This is a genomic window from Caballeronia sp. GAWG2-1 (assembly GCF_023631405.1).
Lineage (GTDB): Bacteria > Pseudomonadota > Gammaproteobacteria > Burkholderiales > Burkholderiaceae > Caballeronia.
Genome location: NZ_JALQDD010000026.1, coordinates 88,533 through 103,236 on the forward strand (window position 1 = coordinate 88,533; position 14,704 = coordinate 103,236).

12 protein-coding genes are annotated in these 14,704 nt (G+C 62.0%); 4 read left to right on the plus strand and 8 right to left on the minus strand.

The window, feature by feature from the left end; all coding sequences use genetic code 11:
• Nucleotides 1–13: 13 nt before the first annotated feature.
• Together NCR98_RS15600 and NCR98_RS15605 are read right to left on the minus strand one after the other, a co-directional pair.
• Nucleotides 14–3,214 (minus strand): efflux RND transporter permease subunit, encoded by a 3,201-nt coding sequence (locus NCR98_RS15600; protein ID WP_250466742.1) that lies wholly within the window; start codon nt 3,212–3,214, stop codon nt 14–16.
• Nucleotides 3,215–3,566: 352 nt separating this feature from the next.
• A complete protein-coding gene (locus NCR98_RS15605; protein WP_244828483.1) occupies nt 3,567–3,848 on the minus strand; it encodes a DUF4148 domain-containing protein in 282 nt (93 codons plus the stop codon).
• 316 nt (nt 3,849–4,164) lie between these two features.
• Between NCR98_RS15605 and NCR98_RS15610 the strand changes: the two genes are divergently transcribed.
• The gene (locus NCR98_RS15610) at nt 4,165–5,496 is read left to right on the plus strand and encodes an Nramp family divalent metal transporter (protein WP_250493246.1); all 1,332 of its coding nucleotides are present in this window, start codon (nt 4,165–4,167) and stop codon (nt 5,494–5,496) included.
• Between the two features lie 67 nt (nt 5,497–5,563).
• Here NCR98_RS15610 and motB read toward each other — a convergent pair whose 3' ends face one another.
• The gene (motB, locus tag NCR98_RS15615) at nt 5,564–6,544 is read right to left on the minus strand and encodes a flagellar motor protein MotB (RefSeq protein ID WP_244828478.1); all 981 of its coding nucleotides are present in this window, start codon (nt 6,542–6,544) and stop codon (nt 5,564–5,566) included.
• Between the two features lie 33 nt (nt 6,545–6,577).
• The gene (gene motA, locus NCR98_RS15620; RefSeq protein WP_244828477.1) at nt 6,578–7,447 is read right to left on the minus strand and encodes a flagellar motor stator protein MotA; all 870 of its coding nucleotides are present in this window, start codon (nt 7,445–7,447) and stop codon (nt 6,578–6,580) included.
• 254 nt (nt 7,448–7,701) lie between these two features.
• Between motA and NCR98_RS15625 the strand changes: the two genes are divergently transcribed.
• Together NCR98_RS15625 and NCR98_RS15630 are read left to right on the plus strand one after the other, a co-directional pair.
• On the plus strand, nt 7,702–8,583 hold the full coding sequence (locus NCR98_RS15625; protein WP_250526683.1) for a helix-turn-helix domain-containing protein: 882 nt from the start codon (nt 7,702–7,704) through the stop codon (nt 8,581–8,583).
• A 63-nt stretch (nt 8,584–8,646) separates the two neighbouring features.
• Complete coding sequence (locus tag NCR98_RS15630; protein ID WP_244828475.1) at nt 8,647–8,919, plus strand: hypothetical protein; 273 nt, start codon at nt 8,647–8,649, stop codon at nt 8,917–8,919.
• A 220-nt stretch (nt 8,920–9,139) separates the two neighbouring features.
• Here NCR98_RS15630 and NCR98_RS15635 read toward each other — a convergent pair whose 3' ends face one another.
• The 3 genes from NCR98_RS15635 to NCR98_RS15645 all read right to left on the minus strand — a co-directional run bounded on the left by NCR98_RS15635 (nt 9,140) and on the right by NCR98_RS15645 (nt 12,303).
• Nucleotides 9,140–9,307 carry a hypothetical protein gene (locus tag NCR98_RS15635; RefSeq protein ID WP_244828474.1) on the minus strand — a complete coding sequence of 56 codons (168 nt, stop codon included), beginning with the start codon at nt 9,305–9,307 and terminating at the stop codon, nt 9,140–9,142.
• Between the two features lie 106 nt (nt 9,308–9,413).
• Nucleotides 9,414–10,871: an MFS transporter gene (locus NCR98_RS15640; RefSeq protein WP_250526608.1), complete on the minus strand. Its 1,458-nt coding sequence runs from the start codon at nt 10,869–10,871 to the stop codon at nt 9,414–9,416.
• Nucleotides 10,872–10,992: 121 nt separating this feature from the next.
• Complete coding sequence (locus NCR98_RS15645) at nt 10,993–12,303, minus strand: MFS transporter (protein ID WP_250526609.1); 1,311 nt, start codon at nt 12,301–12,303, stop codon at nt 10,993–10,995.
• A gap of 501 nt (nt 12,304–12,804) precedes the next feature.
• Between NCR98_RS15645 and NCR98_RS15650 the strand changes: the two genes are divergently transcribed.
• Nucleotides 12,805–13,548 (plus strand): response regulator transcription factor, encoded by a 744-nt coding sequence (locus NCR98_RS15650; RefSeq protein WP_250466750.1) that lies wholly within the window; start codon nt 12,805–12,807, stop codon nt 13,546–13,548.
• Nucleotides 13,549–13,661: 113 nt separating this feature from the next.
• Here NCR98_RS15650 and NCR98_RS15655 read toward each other — a convergent pair whose 3' ends face one another.
• The gene (locus tag NCR98_RS15655) at nt 13,662–14,567 is read right to left on the minus strand and encodes a dihydrodipicolinate synthase family protein (RefSeq protein ID WP_250526610.1); all 906 of its coding nucleotides are present in this window, start codon (nt 14,565–14,567) and stop codon (nt 13,662–13,664) included.
• Nucleotides 14,568–14,704: the final 137 nt, after the last annotated feature.

Consider the following 14,704-nt stretch of genomic DNA (forward strand, 5'->3'; position numbering starts at 1 on the left):
GCCTGGATTGAATTCAGTGCTGCGTGTTCGTGTCGTCGGACTGCGCTTCGCCGTGCGGTTTCTGGCCTTTGCGTTCCGCGCGTTTAGCAAGGCGCGCGTGAATACCCGCGAAGACGAGCGGCACGAAGAACAGCGTGGAAACCGTGGCAAACAGCAAGCCGCCGATCACCGCGCGGCCGAGCGGCGCGTTCTGTTCGGCGCCTTCGCCGAGACCGAGCGCCATTGGAATCATGCCGATGATCATCGCGAAGGCCGTCATCAGCACCGGGCGAATACGGCTTGCGCCTGCTTCGAGCGCGGAGGCGAGCGGCGGCACGCCCGCTGTCAGACGTTGCCGCGCGAACGACACCATCAAGATACTGTTGGCGGTGGCGACGCCCATCGTCATGATCGCGCCCGTGAGTGCGGGCACGGACAGATGCGTGCCGGTGAGAAACAGCATCCAGACGATACCCGCGAGCGCCGCCGGCAACGCGCTCACGATGATGAGCGGATCGACCCACGACTGGAAGTTGACGACGATAAGCAAATACACCAGCACGATCGCCATGGCCACGCCAACGCCCAGCCCGAAGAACGATGTACGCATGGTCTCGACCTGACCACGCACGTTGATCTGCGTGCCGCGCGGAAGCGTGCGGCGCGCTTCATCGACGAGATGATTCACCTGACGCGCCACGCTGCCGAGATCGTTTCCTTCCACGCTTACGAAGAGATCGATCACGGGACGGATGTTGTAGTGCGAGACTTCCGCGAACTGATTCTGCGGCGAGACACGCACGAGGTTGCCGAGCAATTGCGTCGGTCCCGTGAGCGAGGCAGACACAGGCGTGCGCAAGAGTTCGTCGACCGATGAAACCTGATACTGCGGCGTCTGTACCGCGAGGTTGTATTCCACGCCATTCTTCGGGTTGAACCAGAATCCCGGCGACGTTTGCGAACTGCCCGATAGTGAAACGAGCACGTTCTGCGCGACATTGCTTGCCGAGAGATTGAGCTGCTGCAGACGCGTACGGTCCATGGTCAGGTTGATGACGGGTTCGTCGAGCTTCTGCTGGATGTGCGTATCCACGTTGCCGGGAATCATGCGGATCTGCTTCATCAGCTTGGCCGCGACCTGAAAGTTAGCTTGCTGATTTTGGCCTTGAATCTGCACGTCTACGGCGGCGGGCAAGCCGAAGTTCAGAATCTGCGTGACGATATCCGCGGGCTGAAAGAAGAACTCCACGCCGGGAAATTTCTGCGGCAAGAGCGCGCGCAGTTCGTCGATATATTTTTCGGTCGGCGCGTGATCTTCCTTTAACGCGACCTGTATCTCGCCGTCGAGCGTACCGATGGTGCCCGAGTTGCTGTACGAGAGATTGATACCGCTATAGGGCAGGCCGAGATTGTCGAGGATGGTATCGAGCTCATCGGCGGGCACGACCTGACGCACGACCTTCTCGACTTCATCGGCGAGGCGCGCGGTTTCCTCGATACGCGTGCCCGTCGGCGCACGCATGTGCATGCGGATGTCGCCGGCGTCGACCGTGGGAAAGAAGTCCTGGCCGAGCACGAACACCAGCGCGGTGGAGATGAGACAGAAGCCGAGAAAGAGCGAACCGTAGAGCCGCCGCTTCACGAGCAGGCTGCTCAGAATCACGATGTATGCGGCGCGCATGCGCTCGAAGCCGTGATCGAACCGGCGATGCAGCCGCATGAAGAGATTCGGTTTCTTCTTGGCATCGGGTGCATGCGCGTGGCCCATCAGCAGCATGGCGAGCGTCGGCACGAGCGTCCGAGAAAGAATGTACGACGCGATCATGGCGAACACCACGGCTTCCGCGAGCGGCACGAACAGGAACTTCGCCACGCCGGTCAGGAAGAACATCGGCACGAACACAATACAAATACATAGCGTCGAGACGAGCGCGGGCACGGCAATTTCGCCCGCGCCTTCGAGAATCGCTTCGTGCAGATCGGTGCCCATGTGCAGATGGCGTTCGATGTTCTCGATGGTGACGGTGGCGTCGTCGACGAGAATGCCCACCGCGAGCGCGAGCCCGCCCAACGTCATGATGTTGATGGTCTGCCCGAGCGCATGCAGCACGATCAACGACGAGAGAATGGACAACGGAATCGAGATCGCGATGATGCAGGTACTGCGCCAGTTGCCGAGGAAGAGCAGGATCATGGCGGCCGTGAGCGCGGCGGCGATCAGCGCTTCGCGCACCACGCCCTGCACGGCGGCTTTCACGAACACCGATTGATCGAAGAGCGCGGTGATCTTGATGTCTTCCGACAACGACGAACGCGCTTGCGGCAGGAGACCCTTCAACGTGTTGACGATAGAGAGCGTCGATGAATCGCCGTTCTTCAGCACCGAGATCAGCACGCCGCGCCGGCCATCCTGACGCACGACGTTGGTCTGCGGCGAGAAGCCATCGCGCACGTGCGCCACTTCACGCAGATAAGTCGTCGCGCCGTTCACGGTTCGCACGGGCAGGTCGTTGAGGCCTTCCACGGTGGTCGGTGAGCCGTTCATGTTGATGGTGAATTCTTTCGGCCCGATCTTCGCCGTGCCGGTCGGCAGAATCAGGTTCTGCGCGTTGACGGCGCTGACCACATCGGTTGGCGTCAAGCCTTTGGCGAGCAGCGCGCGCGTATCGAGGTCGATGGAGATGAGACGCGACTTCCCGCCATACGGATACGGCACCGATGCGCCCGGAATGGTCACGAGCTGCGGGCGCAGGAAGTTGAGCGCCGTATCGTTGAGCGACTGCTCCGACTCCTTGGGACTCGACAATCCAAGCTGGATCACCGGAATGCTCGACGCCGAATAACTGATGACGAGCGGCGGCGTTGCGCCGGGCGGCATCTGCTTGAGCTGCGCCTGTTCGACGGCCACCGTCTGCGCGATCGCCGTCTGAATGTTCGCGGTCGGCTGCAGAAACAGCTTGATGATGGCGATACCCGGCAACGACTGCGACTCGATATGCTCGATGTTGTTGACGGTGGTCGTGAGACTGCGTTCGTTCACGGACGTGATGCGGTTGGCCATGTCCTCGGACGAGAGGCCCGTGTACGTCCAGATGATGCTGACAACCGGAATGTTGATCTCCGGAAGTACGTCCACCGGCGTCGTCAGAATGACGAATGGCGTGGCCAGCAGGATCATGATGGCCATTACGATGAACGTATAAGGCCGCTTCAGCGCTACGTTGACAATCCACATTGAGGCGTTCGGAAGAGCGAGGGAGGGACGCAGGTGCTTTCACGCGCGGGACGAGTCTCGAAGGCGAGTCGGTGAGCCGCCTTCGGTGCCCTATGGTAGTGGCAACGTACCAACGAGATAATGACGCGAAAATGGCGATTTCGTCATCTTGCGTGGAATGAAAGGCGTGCGTAATCCTAAGCGCTCGAAAGGAAAGCCGGCAGCGCGCAATGGAAGGTGAACGTAATCGGAAAGTACGTCGATGCATCGCGCGAAAGGCAATGCGAGTACCGCAGTGAGACGGCGCGGGATCGCTTCAATTCAGCGGAAGCCGCGCTGGCCTCGTTCGGAATGGCGTGACTGTCGAGTGGCGTTATTGCGGAGTCTGGCCGAGCGGCGTGGTCGTCATGGTCGGTTGTCCCGACGCCGACGAGCCTTCCGACGATGCGCCATACGACGGGTTCGAGACCTTCTGTTCGGCGGCCTGGATATCGTTCGGGTAAAACGCATCGCGCTCCGACGGGTTGTAGCCGGCTTGTTCGACCTTGACGAGATCCTGTCTGACCTGTGCACGGGTGAGTCCTTCGCTTTGAGCAAAGGCGGCAAGTGGCGCTGCGGCCAACGTAACGATAGCGATGCGAGCGAGTAGTTTCATGGCGAACTCCCTGAAAAGTTAAGGACGATTCGCGGCGTGCGGTTTCGTGGTTTCGAGCGTCATGAAACTCGTTACACCCACCACCGCCACGGCACCGATTCTATGTCTCGCACCGTGACGAGATGCTGGCGGTCAAATGGCGCTTTGGTCAGATTGAAGCGGGCGCTGTCACAAACGTTTTCGCCTGTGGCGGCAAGCGCCCGATGATAGACTCGCGAGCTTCGAGCGTCCTGTAAGACAAAGGCATGGTTCGTTTCAGTGACGCTCGCTTTCGTTCAAACATCTTTCGTTCAAACATCGACACCGGGACCGTCAATTGCCGTTCAAGCTGCCGACCACGGCCACCGCGCCATTCTGTCCGTCTGAAGTCAAAGGCTCCGTCGCCGTCGCGCCTGGCGCGTCGTTCTGGAAAAAGCTGCTGCAGTTCGCGGGGCCGGGGCTGCTCATCTCCATCGGTTATATGGACCCGGGCAATTGGGCCACCGATATCGAAGCCGGATCGCGCTATGGCTACGACCTGCTTTTCGTGGTCGTGCTTTCGAGCCTTGCGGCGATGGTGCTGCAATGTCTGTCGATGCGCCTCGGCATTGTCACCGGACGCGATCTAGCGCAGCTATCACGCGAACGCTACGCAAAGCCCGTCGCTCATGCGCAATGGGCGCTCGCCGAACTCTCGATCATCGCGTGCGATCTCGCCGAAGTGCTCGGCGGTGCGCTCGCGTTTCACTTGCTATTCGGCTGCTCGCTGATGTGGGGCGTGATCTTCACCGCGTTCGATACGCTCATCGTGCTCGGTCTCAAGGGCAAGAACTTTCGCGATCTCGAAGCCATCATGCTGGGTTTGATTGCGACCATCGGGCTTGGTTATATTGTCGAGCTCGTGCTCGTGAAGCCGCATTGGGCTTCGGTCGCCGCAGGTCTCGTGCCTTCGATCAGCCTCTTCTCGCAGCGCGAGCCGCTGTATCTCGCCATCGGCATTCTCGGCGCAACCGTGATGCCGCATAACCTCTATCTGCATTCGTCGATCGTGCAAACGCGCGTGGTTCAGCGCGATAAGAAGAGCCTGGCGTCGGCCATCGGCTTGTCGCGCATCGACACTATCGTCGCGCTCGTGCTTGCGTTGCTCATCAATGCGGCAATTCTGATTCTCGCGGCATCGGCGTTTCATGCGACAGGGCATACGCAAGTCACCGAGATCGAAGATGCCTACAAGCTGCTGGCGCCTATCGTCGGCACCGGGCTGGCCGCGGTTCTATTCGCGGTGACGCTATTCGCTTCGGGACAAAGCTCGACGTTTACCGGCACCATCGCGGGCCAGGTCATCATGGAAGGCTTCCTGCACTTGAAGATTCCGTGCTATCAGCGGCGTTTCATCACGCGTGCGCTCGCGCTCGTGCCCGCGCTGATCGGCGTGTATGCGATGGGCAACGGCGCGGTCGGCAAGCTGCTGGTCGCGAGTCAGGTCGTGCTGAGCCTGCAATTGCCGTTTGCATTGTGGCCGCTCATTCGCATGACGAGCGATCGGACGCTGATGGGCGAGTTCGCCAATGCCATGACCACGAAGCTGCTGGCGTGGCTCTTGTTCGTCGTGATCAGCGTGGCGAATGTGTGGCTCGTCGTGCAGACCGTGAGCGACTGGCTTTCCTGAGCGCATGAAAGAAAGCGCCATGCACGCGTGATTTGTGCATGGCGCATCTGTCGATGTAGCCTGGAGGTTACTTGACCACCGCTGCCGGCGCGGTCGATTTCGCCGCCACGGCCGCCGGAATCGCGGTTTCGGGAGGCAAGGTCTGATCCACCGTCGTGCGGCCGCCATCGCGGAAGAATGCCTGTTCCGCAGCCTTGTTCAGCACGAGAATACTGATACGGCGGTTGGTCGGTTCGTCGGCAACGTCCTTATTGAGCGGCAGTGCATCGGCGAGACCGCGCACCTGAAGAATCTTGCTTTCCTTCATGCCGCCGCTGACCAGCGCCCGGCGCGCGGAGTTGGCACGCTCGCTCGACAGCTCCCAGTTCGAGTAGCCCGTCTGATTGCCGGAGTAGGGCACGGCGTCCGTGTGACCGGCGATAGACACGCGGTTATCGACGTCATTCAACGACGCGCCGATATTCGTGAGAATCGTCGTCACATAGCTTTCGAGCTTGAAGCTGCCCGACGCGAACATGGGCCGCTTGAGCGAATCGACAATCTCGATACGCAAGCCTTCGCTCGTGATCGCGATCCGAATCTGATCCTTGAACGCTTTCAGTGCAGGCGTCTGTTCGATCAGCGCTTGCAGCTTCTGCTTCAGTTGCTGCAGGCGCTGCATGTCGTCCGCGGCGACAGCGGCACGCGCGATTTGCGGCGGCACTGGCTGCGTCTGGCTCTTCTTGCCTTCGCCGGGACGCGTGCTCGACAGATCGCGTCCGCCGCCTGGAATCACGCTCGTGTGCGCGGATGCGCCGCCGTCGTTGCCGAAGAGCGCGGAGAGCGGTGTGTTGAAGTAGTCCTCGATGCCTTCCTTGTCGTACTTCGACGTGGAGCCCAGCAGCCACATCAAGAGAAAGAAGGCCATCATCGCGGTGACGAAGTCGGCGTAGGCAATCTTCCATGCGCCGCCATGATGACCGTGTCCGTGCGCCTTCTTCTTGCGGCGCACGATGATGGTCGGCGCGAGCACGGATTGCAGCGGATCGCGTGAAGGTTTCTCAGCCATGAACGTGTTTTCCGGTAATGAGCGCGAGCGGCTTTAAGCGGACTTCGGCATCTTGGTGGCGCGCACGGCGTCGTCCAGTTCCTTGAAACTCGGACGGTCCGCCGTGAAGAGCACCTTGCGGCCAAACTCGACGGCGATGGTCGGCGCGTAGCCGTTCATCGACGCGAGCAACACGGACTTCACGCACTGGAACGGCTTGGCTTCGGCCGCGCCCTTTGCGTTGAGCAAGTCAGCGAGCGGTCCGAAGAAACCGTATGCGAGCAGAATGCCCAGGAAGGTTCCGACGAGCGCACCCGCGATCATCTCACCGAGCACGGCGGGCGCTGCGCCGACCGAGCCCATGGTGTGCACCACGCCCATCACCGCCGCGACGATACCGAACGCCGGCAAGCCGTCCGCCATCTTCTGAATTGCGTTACCGGCAATCGCGCTTTCGGTGTGATGCGTTTCGAGTTCTTCGTCCATCAGGTCCTGCATTTCCATCGCGTTGACGTTGCCTGCGGACATCATGCGCAGATAGTCGACGATGAATTCGAGCAGATGATGATCGTTCATCACGTGTTCGTACTTCTGGAACACGGGGCTGGCTTCGGGAGCATCGACGTCGGCTTCGAGCGCCATCATCCCTTCCTTGCGGGCCTTTTGCAGCAGCTCATAGAGCAGCGCGATCAGCGCAAGGTATTTCTCTTTCGTGTACGCGCCACCCTTGAAGGCCTTCGGCAGACCTTGCAAGGTCTTCTTGAGCGTCGCGGTCGGATTGGACACGACGAACGCGCCGATTGCCGCCCCGAAAATACACAGCAGCTCGAACGGCTGAACCAGCGCCGCCAGATGCCCGCCGACGCCGATAAAACTCCCGATCACCGAACCGATGACCACTACCCAACCGATAATGACAAACATGATCTCTCCGCAAGAAGTCAGGGCGTCGCGAGCACTGCGAGCTCGACATGAGACACGCACGGCACGCGAAACTTTATTGGCTTGTTGATGGCTTTTAACGGCGCGGACCACCCGAGATTTAGGGTTACGCGCGCAAAGATTTCTGCGCAATGGTTTGCGAGGTAAATGTTACGACCGCATTCGACGCAACTTTGACCGGTCATTACGCGTCAGGTAATGGATCGCGGATGGACGAATCGACTAACATCGGCGGCATGAATTCGACTTTTGCGTTCGTTGCATCGAGTGTCGCGCCGCCCGCGACGGTCGGCGCGCTGTTGCGTGAATGGCGCCAGAAACGGCGCATGAGCCAGCTCGACCTGGCTGGCGACGCTGAGGTATCGACGCGTCATCTGAGTTTCATCGAATCAGGGCGATCGTTGCCGAGCCGCGAGATGCTCATGCGCCTGGCCGAGCAACTCGATGTGCCGCTGCGCGAGCGCAATACGCTTCTGATGGCGGCGGGTTATGCGCCGCTATATCGCGAACGCCCGTTCGCCGATCCGCAACTCGATGCCGCGCGCCGTGCCGTCGAACTCGTGCTCAAGGGACACGAGCCGTATCCGGCGTTGGCCGTCGATCGTCACTGGACGATGATCGCTGGCAACGCCGCCGTGTCGGCGCTGGTTGCGCTCGCGGCGGATGCGTCGCTACTCGCGCCGCCCGTGAACGTGCTGCGCTTGTCGCTGCATCCGCAAGGCTTGGCTCACGCAATCGAGAACTGGCACGAATGGCGCGCGCATCTGCTGGCGCGTGTGCGTCGGCAGATCGAGGTTTCTGGAGACGCCGCGCTCGCCGCGCTGCTCGTGGAACTCGAGGCGTATCCAACGCCGCCGCATGCCGGCAAGGCGAGGAGTGCCGAACTCGATCCCGTGGTCGTGCCGCTGCGCCTTTTGACGCCGCACGGCACACTGTCGTTTCTGAGCACGACGACGGTATTCGGCACGCCGGTGGACATCACGCTATCCGAGTTGGCAATCGAGGCCTTTTTTCCCGCCGACCAATTTACGGCTACCGCGCTCGCGGAGATGTCGTTGCGCTCACGGCCATCAGCTTACAAAATTGAACCTGACGACGCGGCGCGAATCAATGAATGAGCACGCGGCGTTTTAGCGAAGCGGCTAACCATGGCTTTTGTCCAACCAACGCGGAAGACAGCGATGATTCAAACATTCGAACAAGTAATCGGCGGGCAAAGCATGCAGTTCTGCGCGAGTATCGCGGACGGCGGCGGTCCCCGGCGCGTCATCATCAGCCGGGCGGATTCGGCGGAATCGCTCGTGATCGTGGAGGCGGGCGGCATTATCGGTGCCATCAAAGCGGAAGTCGAGGCGCCGGATACGTTCGTCGCGGATGCCGTGAAGCGGGCGCAGGAGGAAGGCTTGATCGAGCGCGCCCTGCAGACGGGTGCCGTGCAAACTACGAATTTGTAATTCTGGTTTAGACGGCAACAACGCCCGCGCGGCGATCTTCGGTCGCGCGGGCGTTGTGCTTTCTGTGTTTGGAAGATAGTGCGAGCCAGACAGCGCGCTGCTTAGGCTCTCGGCCTGCTGTCTCTGCGGTCAGTTAGGCGTGACCTCGACCGGCGCCGGCATTCAGCGGAGTCGCGCGATCTATTTCACGAAAGCAGCGCCGCTCGAACAACGCGCGCCTTCAAAGGCGCGGCTGCCCATTCCTCGGATCGGCGGGAACGAGTGGCGTCGCTGAATCCGGGCCATCGGGCATGTCCGGATCGTCGGGGTTCGGCGCCGCGTCGGGGTCGAGCAGCTTGTCCGGGTCCGGTTCCATCGGCTCTTCGGGTGAGCGGGGCATCGTCGACATGATGGGGTGTTCTCCAGGGTATGCAGTTCGTGTGTGACCGGCACGGTTTCGTCGATGCCGGGCGTCCCTCATGCGTCTGCAACGCGCGTTCCCGAGTCTCGTCGCATTATTCCGTCGCCTGCCGTGCCGCGCTCATCGGGCGATTGCCACGCGCATCGCGCACGAGAAACCCGCTGAAGCAAGCGCAGACTAGGAGCGCGACGGATATGCCCGCCGACCAGCGCACCGCATCGACGATCTGCGCCGTTGCCGCGCCGCCTTCGCCATGTCCCGCGAGCGCGCCGAATGCCGCCACGCCGATTGCGCCCGCCGCCTGCCGCGCCGTATTCAATACTGCGGACGCCGTGCCCGCGCGCTCCTGACCGACCGTGCCGAGAAGCGCGGTGGTCATTGCCGGAACCGCGACGCCCATGCCGGTTGGAATCAGGAGGAACGGCACGATGAGCGCGAGCGTGGGCGTGTGGGCATCGACGAAAACGAGCGCCGCGAAACCGGCGGCGTCGATGAGCGCGCCGGCGATCATCGGCGCACGCGAGCCGAAACGCGCGACGACCGGTCCGCTCGCCAGATTCGACAGCAGAAAGCCGCCCGTCAGCGGCAGAAAAGCAAGACCGGTCTGCAAGGGCGTATGTCCGAGCACGCGCTGCAAGTACAAACTCAGCACGAACACCATCCCATAGTAGGTAAGATTCACGCCGATACCGAACACCACCGCCGCGCTGAAGGTGCGCTCCTTGAAGAGCGCGAGCGGAAGCATCGGCGAGCGTGTGCGGCCTTCGATCACGACGAACGACGCGCCCGCCAGCAACGCCAGCGCAACCCCGCCGAGCACGAGCGGATGCGTGAGTCCGAGCGGCCGCATCTCGATGACCGCGCCGACGAGCGCCGTGAGCGCGATCACGGCAAGCGCCTGACCGGGCAGGTCGATACCGCGCGCGCCGCGACCGCTTCCAGGTTGCGCGGGTGTTTCGCGGACCCACGCGAGCGTCGCCGCTATGCCCGCCGCACAGATCGGCACGTTGACCCAGAAGATGCTGCGCCAGCCGAACGCCGCGATCAGCACACCGCCAACGATCGGCCCGGCCGCGATCGAAATCGAGCCTGCAGCCGTCCACAGACCCACCGCGCGCGCCCGCAAACGCGGATCGTGACCGCAGGCTGCGTTAAGCAGCGCGAGCGAATTGGGCAGCATCGCCGCCGCGCCGATTCCTTGCAGCGCGCGGGCCGCGATCAACTGCGGGGCATCGCGCGAGAACGCGCACGCGAGCGACGCCAGCGCGAACAAGGCGAGCCCGCCCGCAAACAGCCGCCGCGCGCCGATGCGATCGCCGAGCGAGCCGGCGGAAAGCATCAGCGCGGAAAAGGCGAGCGCGTAGCTGTCGATGGTCCATTGCAGACTCGCGACGTTCGCGTGCAGGTCGTGACCGATACTCGCCAGCGCCACATTGACGATGGATACATCGAGTTGCGAGACGACGAAGCCGACGCTGGTGGCGGCAACGATGAGCACCTGACGCGCGCTCAGGCGCGACGTTTTGGGATCGAGATCGAGGTTCGAGTTCATGCCCTCAATGCTAGACGCGGCGCACGCTCGATGTTTCAGGCACGGGTGAAACGTGGCGTTCAAGGCGAAAAAAGCGCACTCACGGGGAGTGCGCGTTGCGTGATCGGATCCGGCCCGCCGTTCAGGCCTCGACCGCCGCTTCCCGGATAAACAGCGTAGTCACCGCGCCCACCGCGCACAGCGCGCAGACGTAGATCACGGGTGCCATCGGACTGGATTTCATCATCAGCGAAACGACGATCGGCGTGAGTCCGCCGAAAACGGCATATGCGACGTTGTACGAAAACGAGATGCCCGAAAAGCGAATGGCGGGCGGAAACGCTTTCACCATGACGAACGGAATTGCGCCGATCACGCCAACCGTGAAGCCCGCGCACGCGTACCACGGCAAGAGCACGGAAGTATCGAGCGAAACTTGCCGGAACAGCAGGTAATACGACACGCCGAGCGCAATCGCGCCGATGAAAATCGTCCTGCCCGCGCCGATGCGCCCCGCAATCGCGCCCGCCAGCACGCAACCGATGGTCAAGAACAGCGTCGCCACGCAATTGGCCGCGAGCACGGTCGCCGGCGCGATGTGGAATTGCTTCTGCAGAAGCGTCGGCGTCATCAGAATGACCACGACGATAGCCGCGGAAAGCATCCACGTGAGCAGCATCGACACGATCACGGCGCGGCCATGATCGCGCAGCACGGCTTTGAGCGGAATCTCGGCGGCAAGCGACTTGCGCTTTTGCAGTTCGGCGAACACGGGCGTTTCATGCAGCCAGCGTCGCAGATACACCGAGCACAACCCGAACAATCCGCCGAGCAGGAACGGCAGACGCCACGCGAAGTCCGCGACTTGCGCCGGCGCGAAGCTCTTGTTGATCGCGGTCGCGACCAGCGAACCGAGCAGAATGCCGGCCGTCAGTCCCGCCGTGAGCGTGCCGCACGCGTAGCCGACATGACGACTCGGCACGTGCTCCGACACGAAAACCCACGCGCCAGGCACTTCGCCGCCGACGGCCGCGCCTTGCATCACGCGAAAGAGGAGCAGCAGAACGGGCGCCATCATGCCAATCGAAGCGTAAGTGGGCAGCAGGCCCATCAGGAGCGTCGGCACCGACATCAGCAGCACGGAGAGCGTGAACATGCGCTTGCGGCCGAGCAGATCGCCGAAATGCGCCATGACGATACCGCCCAGCGGCCGGGCAAGATAACCCGCCGCGAAGATGCCGAAAGTCTGCAGTTGCCGCAGCCAGTCAGGAATCGTGGCGGGAAAGAACAGCTGGCCGATCACGGGCGCGAAGAACACGAAAATGATGAAGTCGTAGAACTCGAGAGCGCCGCCAAGTGCGGCGAGGGTGAGCGTTTTATAGTCGCCGCGCGTGAGACGGCGGCCCGCGGCGCTCGTGGTGTCCGAGGCGCCGGGCAGAGGTGTTGCGTGCATCGAAAAAAGAACCCGTAAATGAAAAGAGCCGCGCACGTGTCGGGACGTGCCGCGCAAGAAGAGGCGTTGTCCTGCGGCTTTTCAAGACGCGCCGGGTGAGCGCGAATCAAGGACCGGATGATGAGCCCGACGGACGCATTGTCGTATCGCGCCCGGCGGCCGCGCTGCGCGAACGACTCGGAGTCGCGCGGCAGCGTTCCTTTGCGAGGCATCGGTAAGAGCTCGCAAACGGGGACGTTCAAGCCAGACGCGCGATGTTACAGGATGAAAGGCCACCTCCGGCAGAACGGCCGATCTATTTTCGAGATGGTTGTGCATGCGACACGGTGTCGAAATCGTCACATGCGTTGACAAATTCGGATGAGTCCGATGGGAAAGGGAAACGGGTCTGCCCAGAATGCCGCCTGTATTTAACCGTCTCAGTCTGTAACGAGACGTCCTGCGGTGCCCGTTCGACAAGGCATCTGCTTATTGCCCCTCAGACTCATCAGGCCAGACCCTATGCGCGTCGCCGTTTTGCAAACCGACCCAAGTTATAGAAATCTCATCAGCGACGTCGTCAAGCGGCTTGGTCACGCGTGCGTGACCTTTGGCGACGGCCTCCAGTTGTCCAAGGCGCTCTCGCGTTCCACGGTCGATTTGCTCATTCTCGACTGGAATTCATCCGGTCTGTGCGGTCTCGACCTGCTCAAATCCGTGCGCTCCAGTTTCGGCGAGCGCGTGCCGGTCATGTTCGCCACGCCCGACGGCGCCGAACACAACGTCGTTTGCGCGTTGACGGCAGGCGCGGACGATTACGTCGTTTATCCGGTGCGCCCGGGCGAATTCGGCGCGCGCATCGAAGCGCTGATCCGCCGGGCGTATCCAACCACGTCGAGCGCTTGCCTCGAAGTCGGGCCGTATCGCTTCGACTCGCGTCAGCAAGCCGTCACGGTGCGCGGCCGTCCGGTGCAGTTGAGCGGCACGCAATTCCGCCTCGCCCAGTTGTTCTTCTCGAATATCGGTCGCGTGCTGTCGCGCGATCATATTTTCGCGATGGTCTGGGGTCGCGAGTTCCGCGAAACCACGCGCACTATCGACAGTCACGTGTCGCGTCTGCGTCTGGCGCTGGAAATCGAGCCGGTCAATCACTTCCGACTGCAGCCGGTGTACAAGAGCGGTTATCGCCTGTTGCATCTGTATGGCGATGGCGAGGAAACCGGCGACGAGCGCGTCGAACCCGAGCATGCCCGTATTGCTGCTTAAGAGCACCAAGTAAAAATGCCGTCGCGAGACGGCATTTTTGCGTTTGCCTTGAAAGACTCACGCTTTCACATAATGGATTCCGTCGCGAGACGGCATCGCTGTGATCGGCGAAATTAGAACCGCGGCAATTCAGGCCGCGTTTCGATACTTCGCCGGATCAGCGCTTCGATCTCCTTGCGTTCGTCGCCGGCAAGCGGAAGTCGCGGCGGGCGTACCGGCTCCGTGCCAAGGCCGACGATCGTTTCCGCGAGCTTGATGTTCTGCACGAGCTTGTGCGACACGTCGAGCGCGAGCAGTGGCGCGAACCAGCGGTAAATCGCGCGCGCTTCCTCCATGCGTCCCGCCTGCAAAAGCTTGTAGATCGCCACGGTCTCGCGCGGAAAAGCGCACACGAGGCCAGCCACCCAACCGTGCGCGCCCATCAGCATGGCTTCCATCGCCAGATTGTCGACGCCGCAAAAGAGCGCATAGCGGTCGCCGACTTCGTTGATCAGGTCGGTGATGCGCCGTACGTCGCCGCTGGATTCCTTGATCGCCGCGAATTTGCTGTCTTCGGCCAGTTCCGCGAACATGCGCGGAGTGACATCGACGCCATACGCGAGCGGATTGTTGTAGACCATGATCGGCAGCGGACTTGCATCCGCGACCATGCGGAAATGGTTGAGCGTCTCGCGCCGATCCGAAATATAACGCAGACCCGGCAGCACCATGTAGCCCTTCGCGCCCCGGCTCGCCGCGCGCGCCGCCTGGCGGCAGCCGTCGAGCGTGCTGTTTTCCGCGATGGTCAGCAGTACCGGCACGCGTTCGCGCGCCGCGTCCACGGCGATATCGAGCACGTCGAGCTTTTCGTCGAGCGAAAGCGTCGAAGCTTCGCCGAGCGAGCCGCACACGATGATGCCGTCCACGCCAGCCTCGATCTGCGCTTCGATGTTCTTCTTCGTCCACGCGCTGTCTATGCTGAAATCGGCGTTGAACTTGGTGGTGACGGCGGGCATCACGCCTTCCCAGATATGCGACACGGCGGCTCTCCGAAAATGTTTGAACGCTGTGCAGTTTAAGCACGGCAAAACAAGGCGTCTTGCGCGTTTCGCGCGCGGCGCGTGCCGATTTCGGCACAGCGCGCGCGGGCTCCGGCGAGCGTCATCGGGCGAGGGCG

Coding starts and splice junctions, on each gene's coding strand:
- NCR98_RS15600 (WP_250466742.1), bottom strand. CDS start 3,214: ATGTGGATTGTCAACGTAGCGCTGAAGCGGCCTTATACGTTCATCGTA.
- NCR98_RS15605 (WP_244828483.1), bottom strand. CDS start 3,848: ATGAAACTACTCGCTCGCATCGCTATCGTTACGTTGGCCGCAGCGCCA.
- motB (WP_244828478.1), bottom strand. CDS start 6,544: ATGGCTGAGAAACCTTCACGCGATCCGCTGCAATCCGTGCTCGCGCCG.
- motA (WP_244828477.1), bottom strand. CDS start 7,447: ATGTTTGTCATTATCGGTTGGGTAGTGGTCATCGGTTCGGTGATCGGG.
- NCR98_RS15625 (WP_250526683.1), top strand. CDS start 7,702: ATGAATTCGACTTTTGCGTTCGTTGCATCGAGTGTCGCGCCGCCCGCG.
- NCR98_RS15630 (WP_244828475.1), top strand. CDS start 8,647: ATGATTCAAACATTCGAACAAGTAATCGGCGGGCAAAGCATGCAGTTC.
- NCR98_RS15635 (WP_244828474.1), bottom strand. CDS start 9,307: ATGTCGACGATGCCCCGCTCACCCGAAGAGCCGATGGAACCGGACCCG.
- NCR98_RS15640 (WP_250526608.1), bottom strand. CDS start 10,871: ATGAACTCGAACCTCGATCTCGATCCCAAAACGTCGCGCCTGAGCGCG.
- NCR98_RS15645 (WP_250526609.1), bottom strand. CDS start 12,303: ATGCACGCAACACCTCTGCCCGGCGCCTCGGACACCACGAGCGCCGCG.
- NCR98_RS15650 (WP_250466750.1), top strand. CDS start 12,805: ATGCGCGTCGCCGTTTTGCAAACCGACCCAAGTTATAGAAATCTCATC.